Genomic DNA, 20,097 nt, shown 5'->3' on the forward strand with positions numbered 1-20,097 from the left:
AGTCAATCCTGCGTCGTGTCTTATCTTGCTGTGGCGCATAGAATCCTTGAATGCGCTCCATCTCCTCCTGGCCCCTCGCTACCAAACTCGCTGCTCTTGTCGCCACGTTGCTTGCGTTGGCGCTCGCATCGATTGGTTTGACGCTCTGGATTACCTGGCAACTCGACGGCGGTGCGGCCGCGATCAACGAGGCCGGGCGCATGCGGATGCAAACCTACCGCGTCGCGCTGCTGCTGCGCGATTCCCCGTCTCAGGTCGGCGCGCTCGCACACCAGTTCGACGAAAGTCTCACGTTGCTTGAGAAGGGCGATCCAGTACGTCCGTTGTTCGTGCCGTGGAACGCCGAGGCGCGCGCGCGTTTTGCTCAGGTGCAAGCGCAATGGCAGGTGTTGCGCCCAGTTTGGAGCGGGCCAAATCCACCCGCAGCTGCTGAGGTGGAACGGCAAGCCAGGCAATTTGTTTTACTGATCGATTCGTTCGACAGTTCGATCGAAGCGCAGCTTGCGCGCTGGACTTCGATCCTCAATGCCGTGCAACTGGCGCTACTGGTGCTGGCGATCGGCAGTGCGCTGGCGTTGCTATATGTGGGGCATTTGAGCGTACTTGCTCCGGTTCTCAGACTAACCGGTGGTCTGGCGCGAGTCGAGCGCGGAGACTTCGGTACGCGTGTCGAGGTTGTGACGCAAGATGAATTCGGCGAGTTGTCCACGGGTTTCAACCGGATGGCGCAGAACCTGCAACAGCTTTATGCCGGTCTCGAGCAGAAGGTCAGCGAGAAAACCGCCAGCCTCGAGACGGAGCGCTCGCGTCTTGCCGCGCTCTATGAAGTGAGCGCGTTTCTCGCGAACGCGAGTACGCTGGATGCCCTTGCGCAGGGCTTCGCGCAACGCGTTCGCCGGATCGCCGCTGCGGATTCGGTGGCAATCCGCTGGTCGGGCGAGGCCAACGAACGTTACCTGCTACTGGCGGGCGACAGCCTGCCGCGTTTCATGGCTGAAGACGAGCAATGCCTTACATCGCGCAGTTGCCTGTGTGGTCATCCACAGAGCGTGCCTGGCGCGCGAGTGATCCCTGTGCTGGCCGCAGGACCCGGCGCGGCGACACTCGGTCATTGCGCGCGCGCGGGCTATGCCACGCTAGTGTCAGTGCCTGTGATTCTGCATCAGCGCACGCTTGGCGAGATCGACCTGTTCTTTAGCGAGGCGATTCACCTGTCCGCCCAGGACCGCGATCTGCTCGACACGCTGGCGAGCCATCTGGCAGGCGCGATGGAGAATTTGCGCGTGAGTGCGCTGGAACGGGAAACCGCGGTATCCGATGAACGCGCGTTGCTCGCGAGCGAACTGCACGATTCGATTGCGCAGTCGCTGGCGTTTCTGAAAATACAGGTGCAGTTGCTGCGTGATGCATTGCCGGCCCCTGCCGATTCATCCGTCGCGCGTATCGTCGACGAACTGAACGCGGGTGTGCGCGAAAGCACCGGTGACGTGCGCGAGTTGCTGATGCATTTCCGCACGCGCGGCAACACCGAGGATATCGAACCTGCGTTGCGTACCACGCTGCGCAAGTTCGAACACCAGACGGGGCTGCCCACGAATCTCCTGATCGAAGGCCATGGCCTGCCGCTCGACGCGGACGTGCAGGTGCAGGTGTTGCATGTCTTGCAGGAGGCCTTGTCGAACGTACGCAAACATGCGCGGGCGCGTGAGGTCTGGCTGGAGGTGCAGCAGAGTCCGGTATGGAGTTTTGAAGTTCGCGACGACGGCGAGGGCTTCGACGCAGAGCAACACTCGCCCGGCGAGACACACGTGGGAATGCGCATCATGCGCGAGCGCGCGGCTCGTATTGGCGCGGCAGTGGTGGTCGACTCGGTGCCTGGCGCCGGAACGTGCGTCACGTTGACGTTGGCGCCGTCCCAGCGCGGTGGTTCGGACGCGTTTCATGAAGATCAGGTCGAAGCCGCCTAGGCATCGGCCGTAAAGGGGAGCTTAGATGACGATTCCAATTCGTTTGCTGGTGGTCGACGATCACACGTTGTTCCGGCGCGGGCTGATCTCCCTGCTGCACGAAGACGCACGATTCCAGGTAGTCGGCGAAGCGGCCGATGCCGGCGAGGCGCAACGGCGGGCCGGTGAACTACAGCCCGATCTGATCCTGCTGGATAACCATCTGCCGGGCGTAAGCGGGATCGACGCACTCAAGGATCTACGTGAGGCCGCGCCACAGGCCCGGGTGTTGATGCTGACCGTAAGCGAAGACGAACGCGATTTGGGTGCCGCGCTGCGCTGCGGCGCGCAGGGGTACCTGCTGAAAACCGTCGATGCCAACACGCTCGCCGAGTCGATCGTGCGAACCATGCGGGACGAGGCGGTAGTGAGTCCCGAGATGACGGGCAAGCTGGTGTCGGCGTATCGGGCCGCGGCGGCGAACGACACGTCGGCGGGCGTGAGAGCCGCGCCTGAGGTCATGGCGATGCCACCGGCCGTTGTCGACGCAGCGCAGGCACAGCTTGCACCGGGTATTGTGCTATCGGCCCGGGAGCAGGAAATCCTTGCGCATATCGCTTTGGGCGCGAGCAACAAAGAGATCGCTCGCGCGCTGGCAATTGCGGAGACCACGGTCAAGATTCATGTACAGCATATTTTGCGCAAGCTGAAGTTGGGCTCGAGGGTGCAAGCTGCTGTGTATGCGACGGTGAATTCGATCGTTATCGATTAGCAGCCGATTAGCAATACTCCGAAAGAACTACCCCTAGGAATCTTCCTACTCCTTCTGCACCCAATCAAACTTCCTTCGGAAGGATACCGAATCCGCATCTAAGACGGCAAAGTCAGAGTCATGGAAAAGGAGTAATTCCCATGACAAAGACCGCTGTCGGCAACAGCGCCGCAACCCCACCGAAAGCATGGTCGGTTCTGATCGCGAGCACCTTCGCGTTCACCGTGTGTTTTATGGTGTGGATGATGTTCGGCGTGATCGGCATCCCGATCCGTCAATCCCTTCATCTGAACGAAACCGAGTTTGGCATGCTGGCCGCGCTACCGGTCCTGACCGGCTCGCTCGTGCGCGTGCCGCTCGGCATCTGGACCGATCGCTATGGCGGTCGCGTCGTCATGGCCGCTCTGATGCTCGCCACCGTGCCGGCAATCTGGTTGATGAGCTATGCGACCAGCTATTGGCAGTTTCTCGTCATCGGTCTGTTCGTCGGGCTGGCAGGAGGATCGTTCTCGGTTGGCACGCCGTATGTGGCCCGCTGGTTTCCGCAGGAGCGCCGTGGTTTTGCCATGGGCATCTTCGGTGCGGGCAATTCAGGTGCGGCCGTCAACAAGTTCGTCGCGCCCGCTATCCTCGTTGCCTTCGGTTGGGGCATGGTCGCGAAAACCTACGCGGTTGCCATGCTTGCCGCCGTGGTTCTGTTCTGGCTTTTTACCGCAAGCGATCCTTCGCATCGCGTGCCGAACAACCAGCGTTTCGTCGATCAACTGCGGGCACTCAAGGACCCACGCGTTCTCAAGTATTGCCAGTACTACAGCATCGTGTTTGGCGGCTACGTCGGGCTCTCGTTGTGGATGGTGCAGTACTACGTCGGTGAGTATGGGCTCGACATTCGTGTCGCTGCTTTGCTTGCGGCGTGCTTCTCGCTGCCCGGCGGTGTCCTGCGTGCGATGGGTGGCTGGCTCTCGGATCGCTATGGCGCGCATCGCGTGACGTGGTGGGTGATGTGGGTGAGCTGGATTTGCCTGTTCCTGCTCAGCTATCCACAAACCGTTTTCACGATTGCGACCGTCGACGGTCCCAAGGTCTTCCATCTCGGTCTCAACGTCGTCTGGTTCACGGTGCTGATGTTCGTGCTCGGTATTGCTTTCGCGTTCGGCAAGGCCAGCACCTTCAAGTATATCGGCGATGAGTTTCCGGACAACATTGGAGCGATCTCCGGCATCGTTGGCTTGGCCGGCGGTCTGGGCGGCTTCGCGTTGCCGATTCTGTTCGGCGTACTGGTCGATCTCACAGGCATCCGTTCGAGCGCCTTCATGCTGCTTTACGGCGTTGTGTGGGTGTCGCTGATCTGGATGTATCTCACCGAAGTCCGCCGCACCGATGTGATGACCGCAGGCGCAAGCCCCGCCGATGTCACGCGCAATCAGGTTTCGACTCAGGCCTCGACCCAGGCTTCGACTCAAGTTTCTTCTCAAGCAGGAACCCCATCATGAATATCTCGACAGCACGCGCGAGAGCCGGCCGTACGCTGACTCTCTGGAAGCCCGAAGACAAGGCTTTCTGGAAGCAGGAGGGCGAGTCCGTCGCCAAACTCAATCTATGGATCTCGGTGCCTGCACTGTTTCTGGCATTCGCGATCTGGCAGGTGTGGAGTGTCGTGGCGGTCACCTTGCCGTCACTCGGTTTTCGCTATTCGACCAATCAGTTGTTCTGGCTCGCCGCGGCGCCGGCGCTCTCCGGCGCAACGCTGCGCATTTTCTACTCGTTCATGGTGCCGATTTTCGGCGGACGTCGCTGGACGGCGCTCTCCACTGCGTCCTTGCTGATTCCGGCAGTCGGAATCGGCTTCGCGGTGCAGGACAACACCACGAGTTATCCGACCATGTTGCTGCTCGCGCTGTTGTGCGGCTTCGGCGGCGGCAATTTCAGCTCCAGCATGGCCAACATCAGCTTCTTCTTTCCGAAGGAGCGTAAAGGTTCGGCGCTCGGCGTGAACGGCGGATTCGGCAACCTCGGTGTATCCGCGGTGCAGTTTCTGTCACCACTGGTCATTACGGCCGGCGTGTTCGGCATTTTCGGCGGCGAGCCGCAACTGATGACGAAGGCAGGTCATGTATCTCAGGTGTGGATGCAGAACGCCGCGTTCATCTGGGTGCCATGGATCGCCATCTCCGCAGTCGCCGCATGGTTCGGCATGAACGATCTGGCCGACGCCAAGGCGTCTTTCGCCGCGCAAGCGAGCATCTTCCGCAGCCGTCACAACTGGCTGATGTGCACGTTGTATCTCGGCACGTTCGGTTCGTTTATCGGTTACTCCGCCGGTTTTCCGTTGCTCATCAAGAGCCAGTTCCCGGACGTCAATCCGTTGACTTACGCATGGGTCGGACCGTTCGTCGGCGCGGCGATCCGTCCGGTAGGCGGTTGGCTTGCCGACAAGCTGGGTGGCGCGCGTGTCACGTTCTGGAATTTCGTCGTGATGGTGCTCGCGGTTGTGGGGGTTTTGTACTTCCTGCCGAAAACCGGCAGCGCCGCGTTCCCGTGGGGGCCGCATGCAGGAGCGTTCGGCGGCTTCTTCGCGATGTTCATGCTGCTTTTCCTGACTACCGGCATTGGCAACGGCTCCACGTTCCGGATGATTCCGGTGATTTTCCTGAACCTGCGGCTGCGCGGCGTACCGCCCAACGACCAGGAAGCACTCGCCCACGCAAATCGCGAAGGCAATACAGAGGGCGCGGCCGCGATCGGGTTTGCCGGCGCGATCGGCGCATACGGCGGCTTCTTCATTCCGAAAAGCTACGGCAGCTCGATTCTCGCCAGCGGCGGCCCCGAACTGGCGTTGTACGGGTTCATCGCCTTTTACGTGCTGTGTGTCGCACTGACCTGGTGGTTTTACGCGCGGCGCAATGCCGGAATGCCGTGTTGAGCGCGGCGTTGAAAAGCATTAGACAAGGATTGAAATCATGAGTCACTTTCTGGACAGACTGAAATACTTCGCGCAGCCGCGCGAGCGTTTCGCCAAAGGTCACGGCGTAACCACAGGGGAGGACCGCACGTGGGAGGACGCGTACCGTGCGCGCTGGCAGCACGACAAGATCGTACGTTCGACGCATGGGGTGAATTGCACGGGCTCGTGCTCGTGGAAGATTCATGTGAAGGGGGGCATTGTCACCTGGGAAACGCAGCAGACCGACTACCCGCGTACGCGTGCCGACCTGCCGAACCATGAGCCGCGCGGCTGTGCACGTGGTGCGAGCTATAGCTGGTATCTGTACAGCGCCAATCGCGTCAAGTATCCGCTGGTGCGCGCACGCCTGCTCAAGCATTGGCGTGCAGCGCGCGCGGTGGCCGCGAGCCCCGTCGACGCATGGGCCAGCGTCGTGGAGAACGACACGCAACGCCGCGACTACCAAAATCAGCGCGGTTTGGGTGGTTTCGTGCGGGCCGACTGGAACGAGGTCAACGAGATTGTCGCCGCGGCCAACGTTTATACGATCAGGAAGCATGGACCTGACCGCGTCGTCGGTTTCTCGCCCATTCCGGCGATGTCCATGGTCAGCTACGCCGCAGGGAGCCGGTATCTGAGTCTGATCGGCGGCGTCTGCATGAGTTTTTACGACTGGTACTGCGATTTGCCGCCATCGAGCCCGCAGGTATGGGGCGAGCAAACGGACGTGCCGGAATCGGCGGACTGGTACAACTCGAGCTACATCATCGCGTGGGGCTCGAATGTGCCGCAAACGCGCACGCCCGACGCGCATTTCTTCACCGAGGTGCGTTATCGCGGCACCAAGACGGTTGCGGTGACGCCTGACTATTCAGAAGTCGCCAAGCTCGCCGATCTGTGGATGCACCCGCGCCAGGGCACCGACGCGGCACTGGCAATGGCAATGGGCCACGTGATCCTGCGCGAGTTCTACTTCAACAAACGCAGCGCGTATTTCGACGACTACGCACGCCGCTACACCGATCTGCCGCTGCTCGTGCAATTGAAGCCGCATACGCTGCCGGATGGCCGCGAGGTGCTGGTGCCGGACCGCTATGTCCGTGCTGACGACTTCAACGGCAAACTCGGGCAGGACAACAATCCCGACTGGAAAACAGTGGCGTTTGACGAGCACGGCAAGGTTGTTCTACCGCAGGGCTCGATCGGCTTCCGCTGGGGGCCGGACGGGCGCGCCGATGCCGGCCGCTGGAACCTCGAAGCGAAAGAAGGACGCCATGGCGACGCCGTGAAGCTCAAGCTTTCGGTGCTGGAAGATGGCGCGCAGCAACATGAGGTCGTGACGGTCGGTTTCCCTTACTTCGGCGGCATCGACACGCCGCATTTCACGGCCAGCAAGCAGAACGATGTGCTGGCGCGCCCGGTGCCCGCGGTACGCATCCCGTTGGGCAAGGCCGGTGAAGAGCGCGAGGTGCTGGTCGCCACGGTATTCGATCTGCTGGCTGCGAACTATGGCGTGGATCGCGGTTTCGGCGGCGCCACGGACTATCACGACGACGTGCCGTACACCCCTGCATGGCAGGAAAAGATCACGGGCGTTTCGCGTGACCAGGTGATTACCGTCGCGCGGGAATTCGCGGAGAACGCGGACAAGACGCACGGAAAGTCGATGGTGATTATCGGCGCGGCGATGAACCATTGGTTTCATGCCGACATGAACTACCGTGGCGTGATCAATATGCTGATGCTGTGCGGTTGCATCGGCCAAAGCGGCGGCGGCTGGGCGCACTACGTGGGCCAGGAGAAGCTGCGGCCGCAAACCGGCTGGACCGCGCTTGCATTTGCGCTCGACTGGATCCGGCCGCCGCGGCAGATGAACTCCACCAGCTTCTTCTACGCACACACCGATCAGTGGCGCTACGAAAAGCTGGGCGTCGACGAAATTCTGTCGCCGCTCGCGGATAAACAGCAATACAGCGGGTCGTTGATCGATTACAACGTGCGTGCCGAGCGCATGGGATGGCTGCCTTCCGCACCTCAGTTGCAAACCAATCCCTTGCAGGTAGCCGCCGACGCACAAGCCGCCGGACTCGACGCGAAGGACTACGTGGCGCGCACGCTGAAAGACGGCTCCCTGAAGATGAGTTGCGAGGATCCCGATCATCCGGACAACTGGCCGCGCAACATGTTCGTGTGGCGTTCGAATCTGCTGGGCTCGTCGGGCAAGGGTCACGAGTACTTCCTCAAGCATCTGCTCGGTACCAGCCACGGCGTGCAAGGCCGCGATCTCGGCGACGACGATGCGAGGCCGCATGAGGTCACCTGGCATGACAAGGCGCCCGAAGGCAAACTCGATTTGCTGGTGACGCTCGACTTCCGCATGAGCACCACGTGTCTGTACTCCGACATCGTATTGCCGACAGCGACCTGGTACGAAAAAAACGATCTGAACACGAGCGATATGCATCCGTTCATCCACCCGCTTTCGAGCGCGGTCGATCCGGCATGGCAGGCGCGCAGCGATTGGGAAATCTACAAAGGCTTCGCGCAGAAGTTTAGCGAAGTCTGCGTTGGTCATCTGGGTGTCGAGAAAGAGGTGGTGCTGACACCGCTGATGCATGACACCCCTGCTGAACTTGCGCAGCCCTACGACGTGCGCGACTGGAAGCGTGGCGAATGCGAACTGATTCCAGGCAAGACCGCACCGCAAGTCAATGTGGTGGAGCGCGATTATCCGAATGTGTACCGGCGCTTCACGGCCCTGGGGCCATTGATGGACAAAGTCGGCAACGGCGGCAAGGGTATCGCATGGAACACCCGGACGGAAGTCGGGCAACTGGCCGAACTGAACGGCACGGTGCGCGAAGCCGGCGCGACTCAGGGCATGGTGAAGATCGACAGCGACATCGACGCATGCGAAGTGCTGTTGATGCTCGCGCCTGAAACCAATGGCCACGTCGCGGTGAAAGCATGGGACGCCCTGTCGAAAATCACCGGTCGCGAGCATACCCATCTGGCGATGCATCGCGAGGACGAGAAGATCCGCTATCGCGACGTGCAGGCGCAACCGCGCAAGATCATTTCGTCGCCTACATGGAGCGGTCTTGAAAGCGAGAAGGTGTCGTACAACGCCGGCTATACCAACGTGCACGAGCTGATTCCATGGCGCACGCTGACGGGCCGCCAGCAGTTCTATCAGGACCACCCGTGGATGCGCGATTTCGGCGAAGGTTTCGTCAGCTATCGGCCGCCGGTCGATCTGAAGGCTGCTTCGCCGATGCATGGCCGCAAGCCGAATGGACACAAGGAAATCGCGCTCAACTTCATTACACCACACCAGAAATGGGGCATTCACAGCACGTACACCGATAACCTGATCATGCTCACGCTCAACCGCGGCGGTCCGGTGATCTGGCTGAGCGAAGACGATGCGAAAGAGGCGGGTATCGAAGACAACGACTGGGTCGAACTCTTCAACATCAACGGTGCGATCGCGGCGCGCGCGGTGGTCAGCCAGCGCGTCAATCCGGGCATGGTGATGATGTATCACGCACAGGAAAAGATTGTGAACGTGCCGGGCTCGGAAATCACCGGCACGCGCGGCGGCATTCATAACTCGGTGACGCGCATCGTGCTCAAACCCACGCACATGATCGGCGGCTATGCACAGCTTAGCTACGGTTTTAACTACTACGGAACCATCGGCACCAATCGCGACGAATTCGTCCTCGTGCGCAAGATGGCGAAGGTGGACTGGCTCGACGACGAGCCGGTGCTCGCAGCAAACGGAGGTCGGCAATGAAAATTCGCGCACAGATCGGCATGGTGCTCAATCTGGACAAGTGCATCGGCTGTCACACCTGTTCGGTGACGTGCAAGAACGTTTGGACCAATCGCGAAGGCGTTGAGTACGCGTGGTTCAACAACGTCGAGACGAAACCCGGCATCGGCTATCCGAAGCAGTGGGAGAACCAGGACAAATGGAACGGCGGCTGGAAGCGGAACGCGGACGGCTCGATCGAGCCGCGCCAGGGCAGCCGGATGAAGGTGCTCTCGCGCATCTTTGCGAACCCGAATCTGCCGCAGATCGACGATTACTACAAGCCGTTCACGTTCGACTATGAGCATCTGCAGGCCGCGCCGGAAAGCAAGGCGCCCCCCGTCGCACGGCCGCGCAGCCTGCTGACCGGCAAGCGGATGGAGAAGATCGAATGGGGGCCGAACTGGGAAGAGATTCTTGGCGGCGAGTTCGAGAAGCGCAGCAAGGACAAGAATTTCGACGATGTGCAGAAGGACATCTACGGTCAGTTCGAAAACACCTTCATGATGTATTTGCCGCGGCTTTGCGAGCACTGCCTGAATCCGGCCTGCGTTGCGAGTTGCCCGTCGGGCTCGATCTACAAGCGCGAGGAAGATGGCATCGTGCTGATCGATCAGGACAAGTGCCGCGGCTGGCGCATGTGCGTTTCCGGCTGTCCGTACAAGAAGATTTACTACAACTGGCAGTCCGGCAAGGCCGAGAAGTGCATTTTCTGCTACCCGCGTATCGAAAGCGGTCAGCCGACCGTGTGTTCGGAAACCTGTGTGGGCCGGATTCGCTACCTCGGCGTGTTGCTGTACGACGCGGATCGTATTGAGGAAGCAGCATCTGTCGAACGCGAAACCGATCTGTATCAGGCGCAGCTCGATGTATTCCTGGATCCGAACGACCCGAAGGTGATCGAGCAGGCGCGGGCTGACGGTGTGCCGCAGGCATGGCTCGATGCGGCAAAAAATAGCCCCGTCTACAAGATGGCGATGGAATGGCGCGTTGCCTTGCCGCTGCATCCGGAGTACCGCACGCTGCCGATGGTGTGGTACGTGCCGCCGCTTTCACCGATCACCACGGCGGCGAGCGAAGGGCACATGAGCCTGAACGGCGAAATTCCGGACGTCACGCAGTTGCGTATCCCCGTCAAGTATCTGGCGAATCTGCTGACTGCCGGTGACGAGGCGCCCGTGATCAGCGCGCTCGAGCGGATGCTTGCAATGCGCACCTATCAACGTGAGAAACATGTGGACGGTCGGGAAAACGCGGCGGTGCTCGCACAAGTGGGCATGACCCAGCCGGAAGTGGAGGACATGTATCGCGTGATGGCGCTCGCGAACTACGAGGACCGCTTCGTGGTGCCGAGCACGCACCGCGAATATGCGGAGAACCTGTACGACCTGAAGGGCGGTTGCGGCTTTTCGTTCGGCAACGGTTGCTCGGATGGCGCGAGCGAAACGAGTCTGTTCGGTGGGAAGAAGCGCCGCACGATTCCGATCAAGGCAAAGGTGTGAGAGGTGGAATGATGAACAACGAGCCCATTTATGAACCCCACAGCACGGCGGCACGCGTACTTGCCGCGTTGCTGAGCTACCCGGATGCCCAGTTGCGTGCATTACTGCCGGAACTGGCAATTACCTTGCTTGGCGACACGGCGCTGTCGGCTGAGCGTCGCGCAGGGGTCTTTGCGCTGACGGCCGATTTGCAGCACAGCGATCCGCTCGAAGCGGAAGCTCGCTATGTCGATACGTTCGACCGCAGCCGCCGCACGTCGCTTCATTTGTTCGAGCATGTGCATGGCGATTCGCGTGAGCGCGGCCCGGCAATGATCGATCTTCAGCAAACCTACGAGCAGCAAGGATTGTTGCTCGCACCCGGCGAGTTGCCGGATTACCTGCCCGTGGTGCTGGAGTTTGCGTCCACGCAGCCTCACGAAGTCGCGCGCGAATTCCTGGCCGAGATGGCGCATCTGCTGCAATCGATTCATGCCGCGCTGGCGCGCCAGGATAGCCCTTATGCGGCAGCCGTGGCTGCCGCGCTCGATCTCGCGGGCGAACCGGTGCAAGCGCCCGAGACCGTACCGGAGGCGCCACCCGAGGCTCCGCTCGACGAGCAGTGGGCCGAGCCTGTGGTGTTCGACGGCTGCTCCGTGGCAGGCCAGAACACCGCGCCTGCTGTGCAGCCCATCCAGATCGTTCGGCGCGACGCTGCATCGCCACGCCGATCCAAGGAGGTCACGGTATGAACTACCTCGATACGTTCTTATTCGGCATCTACCCGTACCTATGTCTGGTGGTGTTCCTGGTCGGCAGTCTGTTGCGTTACGACCGCGATCAGTACACCTGGAAAAGCGATTCGTCGCAGATGCTGCGCACCGGTACTTTACGTTGGGGCAGCAATCTGTTTCACGTCGGTGTGCTGTTCCTGATGTTCGGCCATTTCTTCGGCATGCTGACGCCGCACGTGCTCTACGAATCGTTCATCAGCGCTGGCGTGAAGCAGGTCGTGGCGATGGTGTCGGGCGGTGTGGCGGGCACGCTCGCGTTTGTCGGCGTAACCATGCTGCTGGTCCGTCGGCTCGGCGACGCGCGCATCCGTGCCAATTCGAAAACCAGCGACATCGTGCTGCTGGTGTTGTTGTGGGTGCAACTGGTTCTCGGTCTCGGCACGATCCCGATGTCAGCGCAGCATCTGGACGGCAGCATGATGATGAAACTCGCCGGCTGGGCACAGCACATCGTCACCTTCCAGGGCGGCGCTGCTGCGCTCATCGCTGAAGCGAGCTGGGTGTTCAAGGCCCACATGTTCCTCGGCATGACGCTGTTTCTGGTGTTTCCGTTCACGCGCCTCGTGCATGTCTGGAGCGGTTTTGCATCGTTGGCGTATCTGGTGCGGCCGTGGCAGGTGGTGCGCGATCGGCGTTTGAACCTGCCGGCGGGACAGAATACGCCGCCGCGGCGCTCGTGACTTTGCCGTGCGGGTTGCGGGCGATGCGCGTCAATCGACGCGCATCCGTTCCACCAGAAAGTCGAGCAACGCGCGCACGCGGGCGGGCAGGTGGCCGCCCTGGCCCAGATAAAGCGCGCTGACCGGTTCGGTCTCACCGGAATCGAATGCTTCGAGTAGCACGGTGAGGCGGCCGGCGGCCACGTCGTCGCGCACCTGAAAAGCGGCAAGCCGCGCCAACCCCACGCCGGCGAGCGTGAGTTGGCGCAGCGTTTCCCCGTCGCTGACCTGCGCATTGCCTTCTACGGGCACGTCGATCCGGCGTCGCGCTTCATCGAGCAGCGGCCAGCCGCTCGCCGCCCGTGCAAAGCCAAATCCCAGCCGGTTGTGCGTTGCCAGATCAGCCGGTGTTTGGGGCGTGCCGTGGCGGGCCAGATAGGCCGGTGCCGCGACAATCACCATCTTCGCGTCACCTAGCCTGCGCGCCACCAGTTGCGAATCCTTGAGCGGACCGCTGCGCAGCGCGACATCGGTGCGTTGTTCGAGCAGGTCGATCACCTGATCGGTCAACACGATATCGAGTGTAACGTCGGGATGAGCGGCGAGAAATTCAGGCACGAGCGGCAGCAGATAGTGCCGCCCGAGCGGCACATTCGCATGCACACGCAGGCGGCCGCGGGGCGTTGAGCCCGTGGCCGCGCCGCGTTCGGTTTCGTCGAGCTCGGCGAGCACGCGCACACCGCGTTCGTAGAACACGCAGCCTTCCGGCGTGAGTTGCAGATTGCGCGTCGAGCGGTTCACCAGCCGCGCGCCCAGCCGGGCCTCGAGACGCGACACCAGCTTGCTGACAGCCGACGGTGTCATCCCCAGCGCACGCGCCGCTGCCGAAAACCCGCCTAGCTCGACCGCGCGGACGAACACTTCGAGTTCGCCGGAGCGGTTCACATCCAAACGTGCCATCGTGAGTTCAGTTCACAGGTGATATGCCATCCGGCAGTCTACCGAAAGCACTGTCGCGCCGATATCTTTCAGTTACCGGACGGCGTGGGCCGTCGCAACGAAATGAGTGATGGGAGCATGGTTATGAACGCAGTAAAGAAGGTGGCCCTGGTGGTCGGCGCACAGGGTGTGATCGGCCGCAATCTGGTCGATCATCTCGCCACGCTTGACGATTGGACGGTCATCGGCCTCGCGCGCCGTGGCGGCGAAGCCAGCGAGCGGGTGCAATACATCGCGGCCGACCTGCTGGATCAGGCCGACACCCGCTCGAAACTGGGTGCTTTGAATCACGTCACGCACGTGTTCTATGCCGCGTATCAGGATCGTCCGACCTGGGCCGAACTGGTGCCCCCGAATCTGGCGATGCTGGTCAACGTGCTCGACGCCATCGAGCCGGTCGCGGCGGGCTTGCAGCATGTGAGCCTGATGCAGGGCTACAAGGTCTACGGCGGCCATCTCGGGCCGTTCAAGACCCCCGCGCGCGAAGATGACGCGCACTTCATGCCGCCCGAGTTCATGTTCGACCAGCAGACGCTCCTGAGTTCGCGCCAGCAGGGCAAGCGCTGGACCTGGTCGGCGATCCGCCCTGCCGTGGTGGGCGGCTTCGCATTGGGTAATCCGATGAACCTGGCGGTGGCGATCGCCGTGTATGCATCGATGTCGAAAGAACTCGGCTTGCCTTTGCGCTTTCCCGGCAAACCCGGTGCTTACGACAAACTGCTGGAAATGACCGATGCCGGTTTGCTTGCGCGCGCAACGGTGTGGGCCGCGACGGAGCCGCGCGCCGCGAATCAGGCGTTCAACATCAGCAACGGCGACCTGTTCCGCTGGAACGACATGTGGCCGAAGATAGCCCGCTACTTCGCGCTGGATGTGGCGCCGCCGCTGCCCATGTCGCTCAATACGATCATGGCCGACAAGGCGTCGTTGTGGACGGGGATGGTGACCCGGCACGGCTTGCACCCGGTTCCCTATCAGGACGTTTCCGCGTGGCGTTTTGCGGATTTCGTTTTTTCGTGGGATTACGACATGTTCGGCGACGGCTCGAAAGCACGACGTTTCGGTTTTCACGAATTTGTCGATACCGAGGCGATGTTTATCGCCATTTTCGATGACTTAAGAAGCAGAAAGCTGATTCCATGAATTACGCATTAAATCTGACGATTTTATTTCATTAGTTTTACGTTTATGATGAGTCTCCTTATCCGGGCAATACGATTGCATATAAAAGGAGACATCGGTGAAGAGGCTCTTCGTGGCATTAGCATGCGTGGCAAGTGTGGCGGTCGTCTCGGTACTTTCGGCGTGTGGCGGCAGCGATCTCAATGCGCAGACCAGTCCGCCCAAGGTGATTATCGACAGCGACTACAACACGCTGAGCGACGACGGCCAGTTAGGCGTAATGGCTGCGCAATTGCAGGCGCAAGGCTCGTTGAAAGTATTGGGCATTACGGTGGTGTCCGGTAATCAATGGTTGAAGCAGGGCGTATCGGACGCATTGAAATCGGTCGAGCGCCTTGGCGTTGAAAATCAGATTGGCGTCTATGCAGGCGCCAATTACGCGTTATCGCACGATTTCGCCACGATTGAAGCCGAGCAGAAGCAATTCCCCGGCGGCGACGGCTATCTCGGCGCGTGGAATACGCCCGAACCGAAGTCGGACAGCGATCTGATCGCGCCGCCGGACGGCTTCGCCACGCATACGAAAGTGCAGAGCCGGAGCGCGGTGGATTTCATCGTCGATTCGGTGAAGCAGTATCCGGGCGAGGTGACGATTCTGGCGATCGGCCCGCTGACGAACATTGCGCTCGCCACGCGTCAGCATCCCGAGATCGTTCCGTTGATCAAGCAGATCATTTACATGGGCGGTGCGATCGATGTGCCTGGCAACACCACGCCGACAGCCGAATTCAACTGGTGGTTCGATCCGGAGGCGGCGAAGACCGTGCTGCGTCTGCCGATCAAACAGGTAGTGATTCCGCTCGACGTGACCGATACCGTGAAGATGGACAAGGCGTTGTACGACCGCGTCGCGCACGATCCGACGAAGCAGACCATCATTACGCAATTGTTCAAGACGCTGAACGGCTATGGCTTCGACGGCAAGAACGGTTTCGAAACGAATCCGAACTACACCACGAACATCTGGGATACGTTGACGCTCGCGTATCTGATGCATCCGTCGTTTGCCACGCAGACGGTGGACGAATGGGTGGATGTGGATACGAGCTTCGGCGCCAATGACGGCAAGTCGACGGGTTACACCAGTTCACCGCCGGCGGGTTTGCAGAAGATGACGATCGTCAAACGCTTCGACAACCCGAGTTTTTTCAATTTTTACGTTGATCTATTGACGCGTCCGGTGCCGGTCACGCTGCCGAACTAACGCTTGCTGTGTGTTGCGCGTCTGCATGAAACCCGCCTCAGGCGGGGTGCAGGCCGCGCAACAGTTGACGAACGCGCGACAGGTCCTGATCGACGTGTTCGGTTTGCTCGAACAGCTCCGCGAGCCAGTCGACGAAGGCTCGCACGCGGGGCGACACCCGGCGATTCTTCACATACGCGACCGAGACCGGCATCGGCACGGGTTTCCATTGCGGCAGCACTTCGCGCAGCAGTCCCGAGTCGAGGTAGGGTTGCGCGGCGATTCGCGCGGGCTGGATCAGGCCGAGTCCTTGCAATCCGCAGGTGAGGTACGCCTGCTCGTCGCTCACTTTGACGAAGCCTCTAACCTTGACGCTTTGCGCTTCGCCGTCCACTTCGAAATCGAAGTCGACTTCGCGGCCGTTGTGCGGCGACATGCAGTTGACGGCAGCGTGTCCGCGCAAGTCATCCAGGTCGAAAGGCGTGCCGTGACGGGCCAGGTATGCCGGGCTGGCGCATGTCACGTGCTCGAGCGTGCCTAATTGCCGCGCGACCAGGTTTGAGTCCGGCAATTCGCCTAGCTGGATGCTGCAGTCGATGGCTTCCGAGATCAGGTCGACTGTCCGGTTGCTGATGCCGATCGCCAGGTCGAGATTCGGGTAGCGGGCGTGGAAGTCGTCCAGTGCCGGCAGGACGATGGTGCTCGCTACCGCGCCGGGCATTTCAATGCGCAGGCGGCCGGTCAGGTTATCCGTCGAGTGACGGAGGCTGGCTTCCATTTCGTCGATATCGGCGAGGATTTGCGCACAGCGTTCGTAGTAGGCTGCGCCTTCTGGCGTGATGCTCAGACGGCGTGTTGTGCGTGTTAATAGGGCGGTGCCCAGTAAGGCCTCCAGGTTCTGGACGATCGTTGTCGCCGTCGCGCGGGGGATGTTGAGGGATTCCGCTGCGCGGGTGAAGCTGTTTGTGTCCACGATTCGGATGAATGTCCGCATTGCAGTTATTCTGTCGATCACGGTTTGGACTCCACGTTGGGGTTGGGTTTTTTTTTGCCTCGCTGGCGGGTTTGTTGTTGATTCGGGTTTTTTGGCCTTTCCTTGTTTTGTTAGTGGTCTATTAGTGTTGCCCCTGTGCGGGGCGGCACCTACTTTTCTTTGCCGGCCGCAAAGAAAAGTAGGCAAAAGAAAGCGGCTCAAACCGCTAATTCTTAAGCGGGTCCCCCGCACAGTAACGGTAGTGGTGCATCTGGAATCTGTGTTCCCGCACACTCCGCGTTAGTGACAAGGCCGTCATACCTCCGGCGGCGCTGCGCGCGCCGACGCCTGGTTCATAAGGCGTCCGATGGTTTTGTGTCCAGGTACTTCGTAACGTGGGGGCAAGTCATACTGCGGTACTTCATGAACTGCATGTCGTACTCAATGTTGCGGCAGTTCTCCGAACTGCCTGCGGTATCTGATTTTCAAGGGCGTCAAAGGGCTGATTGCCGTTTTCAGCGCCGGTCGCGCTTATCGCGTCACTAGCTAGTAGTTATATTTCGCCTCGCAGGTGCTTCGAAGCGCTGGCTCTGCCGGCACTCGCGGAGGCGAGACCAGCGCCTCCCACCGCGCCGGGCGAACACCCGCGGGTTTGCAGATGATCCCTTCCGGCGAGCACGTAGTGCGAGGCGGGAGGTATGACTGCCTTGTCGCTAACGCGGAATGTGCGGGAACACAGATTCCAGATGCACCACTACCGTTACTGTGCGGGGGACCCGCTTAAGAATTAGCGGTTTGAGCCGCTTTCTTTTGCCTACTTTTCTTTGCGGCAGGCAAAGAAAAGTAGGTGCCGCCCCGCACAGGGGCAACGCTAATAGACCACTAACAAATCAAGGAAAGGCCAAAAAAAACCCAGATCAACAAAAAAAACGCCAACCAGGCAAAAACCAAAAGAAAATCACTTCCGTAAGGAATCCAGATCAACCACAAACCGATACTTAACATCACTCTTAAGCATCCGTTCATAAGCCTCATTAATCCCCTGCATAGGAATCACCTCAATATCCGAAGTAATCCCATGCTCACCACAGAAATCCAGCATTTCCTGCGTCTCCGCAATCCCGCCAATCAGCGAACCAGCCAGCCGGCGACGCTTGAAAATCAGATTGAACACCTGCGGCGACGGATGATCGTGCTCGGGCGCCCCGACCAGCGTCATCGTCCCATCGCGCTTGAGCAGATTCAAGAACGGATTCAAATCATGCTGCGCAGCAACCGTATTCAGGATGAAATCGAAGCTATTGGCATGTGCCCCCATCTCGTCAGCATTCTTCGAAATGACAACCTCATGCGCACCAAGCCGCCTGGCATCTTCGATCTTCGACGGCGAGGTCGTAAACAGCACCACGTGCGCGCCCATCGCACGGGCCAACTTCACGCCCATGTGACCCAGACCGCCAAGGCCGACGATCCCGACCTTCTTGCCGGGACCGGCACCCCACGTGCGCAGCGGCGAATAGGTCGTGATACCCGCGCACAACAAAGGCGCCACGCCCGCCGGGTCGAGATTCTCCGGCACTCGTAGCGTGAATGCCTCATCCACCACCAGTTGTGTCGAATAACCGCCGTAGGTAATCTGACCGTCAACCCGGTCCACGCCGTTATACGTGCCGACAAAACCGTTTTCGCAATACTGTTCGAGATTTTCCTCGCAACTCGCGCAAGTGCGGCACGAATCGACCAGGCAGCCCACGCCCACCAGATCGCCCGCCTTGTATTTGGTCACGTCCGGCCCCACCGCCGTCACGCGGCCGACGATCTCATGGCCCGGTACCACCGGGAACACCGTGTTCTTCCATTCGTTGCGTGCCTGATGCAAGTCGGAATGGCACACACCGCAAAACAGGACTTCCATCTGCACGTCATGGGCGCGCAGTGCGCGGCGCTGGATTTCGAACGGAACGAGCGGCGCGTTAGCGTCGGTCGCTGCATAGGCATAAGTCGTGCTCATGGGTAACTCCAGCAAAGAGGGTGATGTCGCAAGGCGCCGGCGATGGGCGACGCGCGTCGCCGATGCGGCCAAACCTTGTAATGAACCGGGATCACGGCGCAGGCGATGACTGACATATTCACGAAAGCAGTGAACGGACAACCGCGCCCGGCGCAGCGCGGAAATAGATGATCCGGTAGGGTTCCCATAGTAGAAGCCGGGAGCGAGTCGGGGAATACCTGAATATCTTGAAGGTTTGCCTAAAACTCCTGATGACGAGCGCAGTAGGTCGTTTGATGCTAAATTTCAAGCATTATTCTCTTGCTCGTCACTATATCGTCATGTCACCTCGTTTCGTCGAACCCGCACCGGCCGATCACCGCCCAGCCCTCGATGGCCCCGGCGATCCCGCGCAGCAACGCCTCGTCGAACTGTTCGACAAGCTCGCACCCAACCCGGGCATCACGCGCTCGAGCTTCGAAGGGGTCAATCTGATGCGCGCCAACAGCCCGATGCCGCGTATGCCGGTGATGTACGAACCGAGCATCGTAATCGTCTGCCAGGGGCGCAAGCGCGGTTATCTCGGCGATCAGGTATTCCAGTACGACGCGCAGCAGTACCTGGTACTGTCGGTACCGCTGCCGTTCGAATGTGAAACCGAGGCGAGCCCGGACAAGCCGTTTCTCGGCATCTCGGTGCGCGTCGATCTGAGCATGGTGGCTGAGCTGCTGATGGCGTTGAATGAAACGCAGGGCACCGCGCAGAACGAGCCGCTCGGCATCTATTCGACGCCGCTCGATCCGGCTTTGAGCAACGCCGTGCAGCGTTTGATGGACGCGTTGGCCTCGCCGCTCGACGCGCGCATTCTCGCGCCAGGGGTGGTCCGCGAAATTTGCTATCGCGTGTTGACAGGCGAGCAGGGCGACGCGATTCGTGCGGCCCTCACGCATCAGAATCATTTCGGCCGTATTGCCAAGGCGTTAAGGCGCATTCATGCCGACTATCACGGGCAACTCGACGTCGACACGCTCGCCTCGGAGGCGGGGATGAGTCTCGCCGTTTTTCATGCGCAATTCAAGGCGGTGACCGCGACTTCGCCGATGCAGTACGTGAAGACCACGCGTTTGCATCACGCGCGCTTGCTGATGGTGCAGGACGGCTTGAATGCTGGCGCGGCCGCAGCGCGCGTCGGGTACGAAAGCGCGTCGCAGTTCAGCCGCGAGTTCAAGCGTCTGTTCGGCCTGAGCCCGGTCGATGAAGTCAAACGTATGCGCACCGTCTACGATGCGCCGCCGCCCCGTGTGGTCAAACCAGCCGCGCGCTACGTGACCGCGGTATAGACGCGCTCCAGCCGCGA

Annotated in this window: 14 protein-coding genes; 11 read left to right on the plus strand and 3 right to left on the minus strand. The window is 60.5% G+C overall.

What is annotated here, in order from left to right; translation table 11 throughout:
* The first annotated feature begins 50 nt into the window (after positions 1-50).
* From AC57B6_RS27530 to narI, 8 genes are all read left to right on the plus strand, one after another.
* Positions 51-1,967, plus strand: a complete 1,917-nt coding sequence (locus tag AC57B6_RS27530) for a type IV pili methyl-accepting chemotaxis transducer N-terminal domain-containing protein (protein WP_496422500.1) — start codon at positions 51-53, stop codon at positions 1,965-1,967.
* Between the two features lie 25 nt (positions 1,968-1,992).
* Positions 1,993-2,718, plus strand: a complete 726-nt coding sequence (locus tag AC57B6_RS27535) for a response regulator (RefSeq protein ID WP_028197278.1) — start codon at positions 1,993-1,995, stop codon at positions 2,716-2,718.
* A gap of 140 nt (positions 2,719-2,858) precedes the next feature.
* Positions 2,859-4,211 carry an MFS transporter gene (locus tag AC57B6_RS27540; protein WP_081833100.1) on the plus strand — a complete coding sequence of 451 codons (1,353 nt, stop codon included), beginning with the start codon at positions 2,859-2,861 and terminating at the stop codon, positions 4,209-4,211.
* Positions 4,208-5,641: a NarK family nitrate/nitrite MFS transporter gene (locus tag AC57B6_RS27545; RefSeq protein ID WP_496422501.1), complete on the plus strand. Its 1,434-nt coding sequence runs from the start codon at positions 4,208-4,210 to the stop codon at positions 5,639-5,641. Before AC57B6_RS27540 ends, AC57B6_RS27545 begins: the two co-directional genes overlap by 4 nt.
* 37 nt (positions 5,642-5,678) lie before the next feature.
* Positions 5,679-9,461: a nitrate reductase subunit alpha gene (locus AC57B6_RS27550; RefSeq protein WP_496422502.1), complete on the plus strand. Its 3,783-nt coding sequence runs from the start codon at positions 5,679-5,681 to the stop codon at positions 9,459-9,461.
* On the plus strand, positions 9,458-10,981 hold the full coding sequence (gene narH, locus AC57B6_RS27555) for a nitrate reductase subunit beta (RefSeq protein WP_496422503.1): 1,524 nt from the start codon (positions 9,458-9,460) through the stop codon (positions 10,979-10,981). Before AC57B6_RS27550 ends, narH begins: the two co-directional genes overlap by 4 nt.
* An 11-nt stretch (positions 10,982-10,992) precedes the next feature.
* Entirely contained in the window at positions 10,993-11,712 is a 720-nt protein-coding gene (narJ, locus tag AC57B6_RS27560) for a nitrate reductase molybdenum cofactor assembly chaperone (RefSeq protein WP_496422535.1), read from the plus strand.
* Positions 11,709-12,434: a respiratory nitrate reductase subunit gamma gene (gene narI, locus AC57B6_RS27565; RefSeq protein WP_496422504.1), complete on the plus strand. Its 726-nt coding sequence runs from the start codon at positions 11,709-11,711 to the stop codon at positions 12,432-12,434. The genes narJ and narI overlap by 4 nt, the downstream gene beginning before the upstream one ends.
* A gap of 30 nt (positions 12,435-12,464) precedes the next feature.
* On the opposite strand, the gene AC57B6_RS27570 is transcribed toward narI, so the two are convergent.
* Complete coding sequence (locus AC57B6_RS27570) at positions 12,465-13,373, minus strand: LysR family transcriptional regulator (protein ID WP_030100776.1); 909 nt, start codon at positions 13,371-13,373, stop codon at positions 12,465-12,467.
* A gap of 123 nt (positions 13,374-13,496) precedes the next feature.
* Between AC57B6_RS27570 and AC57B6_RS27575 the strand changes: the two genes are divergently transcribed.
* Both AC57B6_RS27575 and AC57B6_RS27580 read left to right on the plus strand, forming a co-directional pair.
* Positions 13,497-14,555, plus strand: coding sequence for an SDR family oxidoreductase (locus AC57B6_RS27575; RefSeq protein WP_496422505.1), 1,059 nt, complete (start codon positions 13,497-13,499; stop codon positions 14,553-14,555).
* Positions 14,556-14,652: 97 nt separating this feature from the next.
* A complete protein-coding gene (locus AC57B6_RS27580) occupies positions 14,653-15,798 on the plus strand; it encodes a nucleoside hydrolase (RefSeq protein ID WP_183800114.1) in 1,146 nt (381 codons plus the stop codon).
* A gap of 37 nt (positions 15,799-15,835) precedes the next feature.
* Here the strand turns inward: AC57B6_RS27580 and AC57B6_RS27585 are convergent, their stop codons facing one another.
* Both AC57B6_RS27585 and AC57B6_RS27590 read right to left on the minus strand, forming a co-directional pair.
* The gene (locus tag AC57B6_RS27585) at positions 15,836-16,792 is read right to left on the minus strand and encodes a LysR family transcriptional regulator (RefSeq protein ID WP_030100773.1); all 957 of its coding nucleotides are present in this window, start codon (positions 16,790-16,792) and stop codon (positions 15,836-15,838) included.
* A 916-nt stretch (positions 16,793-17,708) separates the two neighbouring features.
* Complete coding sequence (locus tag AC57B6_RS27590) at positions 17,709-18,761, minus strand: NAD(P)-dependent alcohol dehydrogenase (RefSeq protein ID WP_216751602.1); 1,053 nt, start codon at positions 18,759-18,761, stop codon at positions 17,709-17,711.
* Between the two features lie 320 nt (positions 18,762-19,081).
* On the opposite strand from AC57B6_RS27590, the gene AC57B6_RS27595 reads away from it, so the two are divergent.
* Positions 19,082-20,080: an AraC family transcriptional regulator gene (locus AC57B6_RS27595; protein ID WP_496422506.1), complete on the plus strand. Its 999-nt coding sequence runs from the start codon at positions 19,082-19,084 to the stop codon at positions 20,078-20,080.
* Positions 20,081-20,097 lie beyond the last annotated feature (17 nt).

Source organism: Paraburkholderia sp. BGA-UO-ETr-F12, from assembly GCF_059567945.1.

Excerpts from the sequence above, each read along its gene's own strand:
- AC57B6_RS27530 (WP_496422500.1), top strand. The coding sequence starts at position 51 with ATGCGCTCCATCTCCTCCTGGCCCCTCGCTACCAAACTCGCTGCTCTT.
- AC57B6_RS27535 (WP_028197278.1), top strand. The coding sequence starts at position 1,993 with ATGACGATTCCAATTCGTTTGCTGGTGGTCGACGATCACACGTTGTTC.
- AC57B6_RS27540 (WP_081833100.1), top strand. The coding sequence starts at position 2,859 with ATGACAAAGACCGCTGTCGGCAACAGCGCCGCAACCCCACCGAAAGCA.
- AC57B6_RS27545 (WP_496422501.1), top strand. The coding sequence starts at position 4,208 with ATGAATATCTCGACAGCACGCGCGAGAGCCGGCCGTACGCTGACTCTC.
- AC57B6_RS27550 (WP_496422502.1), top strand. The coding sequence starts at position 5,679 with ATGAGTCACTTTCTGGACAGACTGAAATACTTCGCGCAGCCGCGCGAG.
- narH (WP_496422503.1), top strand. The coding sequence starts at position 9,458 with ATGAAAATTCGCGCACAGATCGGCATGGTGCTCAATCTGGACAAGTGC.
- narJ (WP_496422535.1), top strand. The coding sequence starts at position 10,993 with ATGAACAACGAGCCCATTTATGAACCCCACAGCACGGCGGCACGCGTA.
- narI (WP_496422504.1), top strand. The coding sequence starts at position 11,709 with ATGAACTACCTCGATACGTTCTTATTCGGCATCTACCCGTACCTATGT.
- AC57B6_RS27570 (WP_030100776.1), bottom strand. The coding sequence starts at position 13,373 with ATGGCACGTTTGGATGTGAACCGCTCCGGCGAACTCGAAGTGTTCGTC.
- AC57B6_RS27575 (WP_496422505.1), top strand. The coding sequence starts at position 13,497 with ATGAACGCAGTAAAGAAGGTGGCCCTGGTGGTCGGCGCACAGGGTGTG.
- AC57B6_RS27590 (WP_216751602.1), bottom strand. The coding sequence starts at position 18,761 with ATGAGCACGACTTATGCCTATGCAGCGACCGACGCTAACGCGCCGCTC.
- AC57B6_RS27595 (WP_496422506.1), top strand. The coding sequence starts at position 19,082 with ATGTCACCTCGTTTCGTCGAACCCGCACCGGCCGATCACCGCCCAGCC.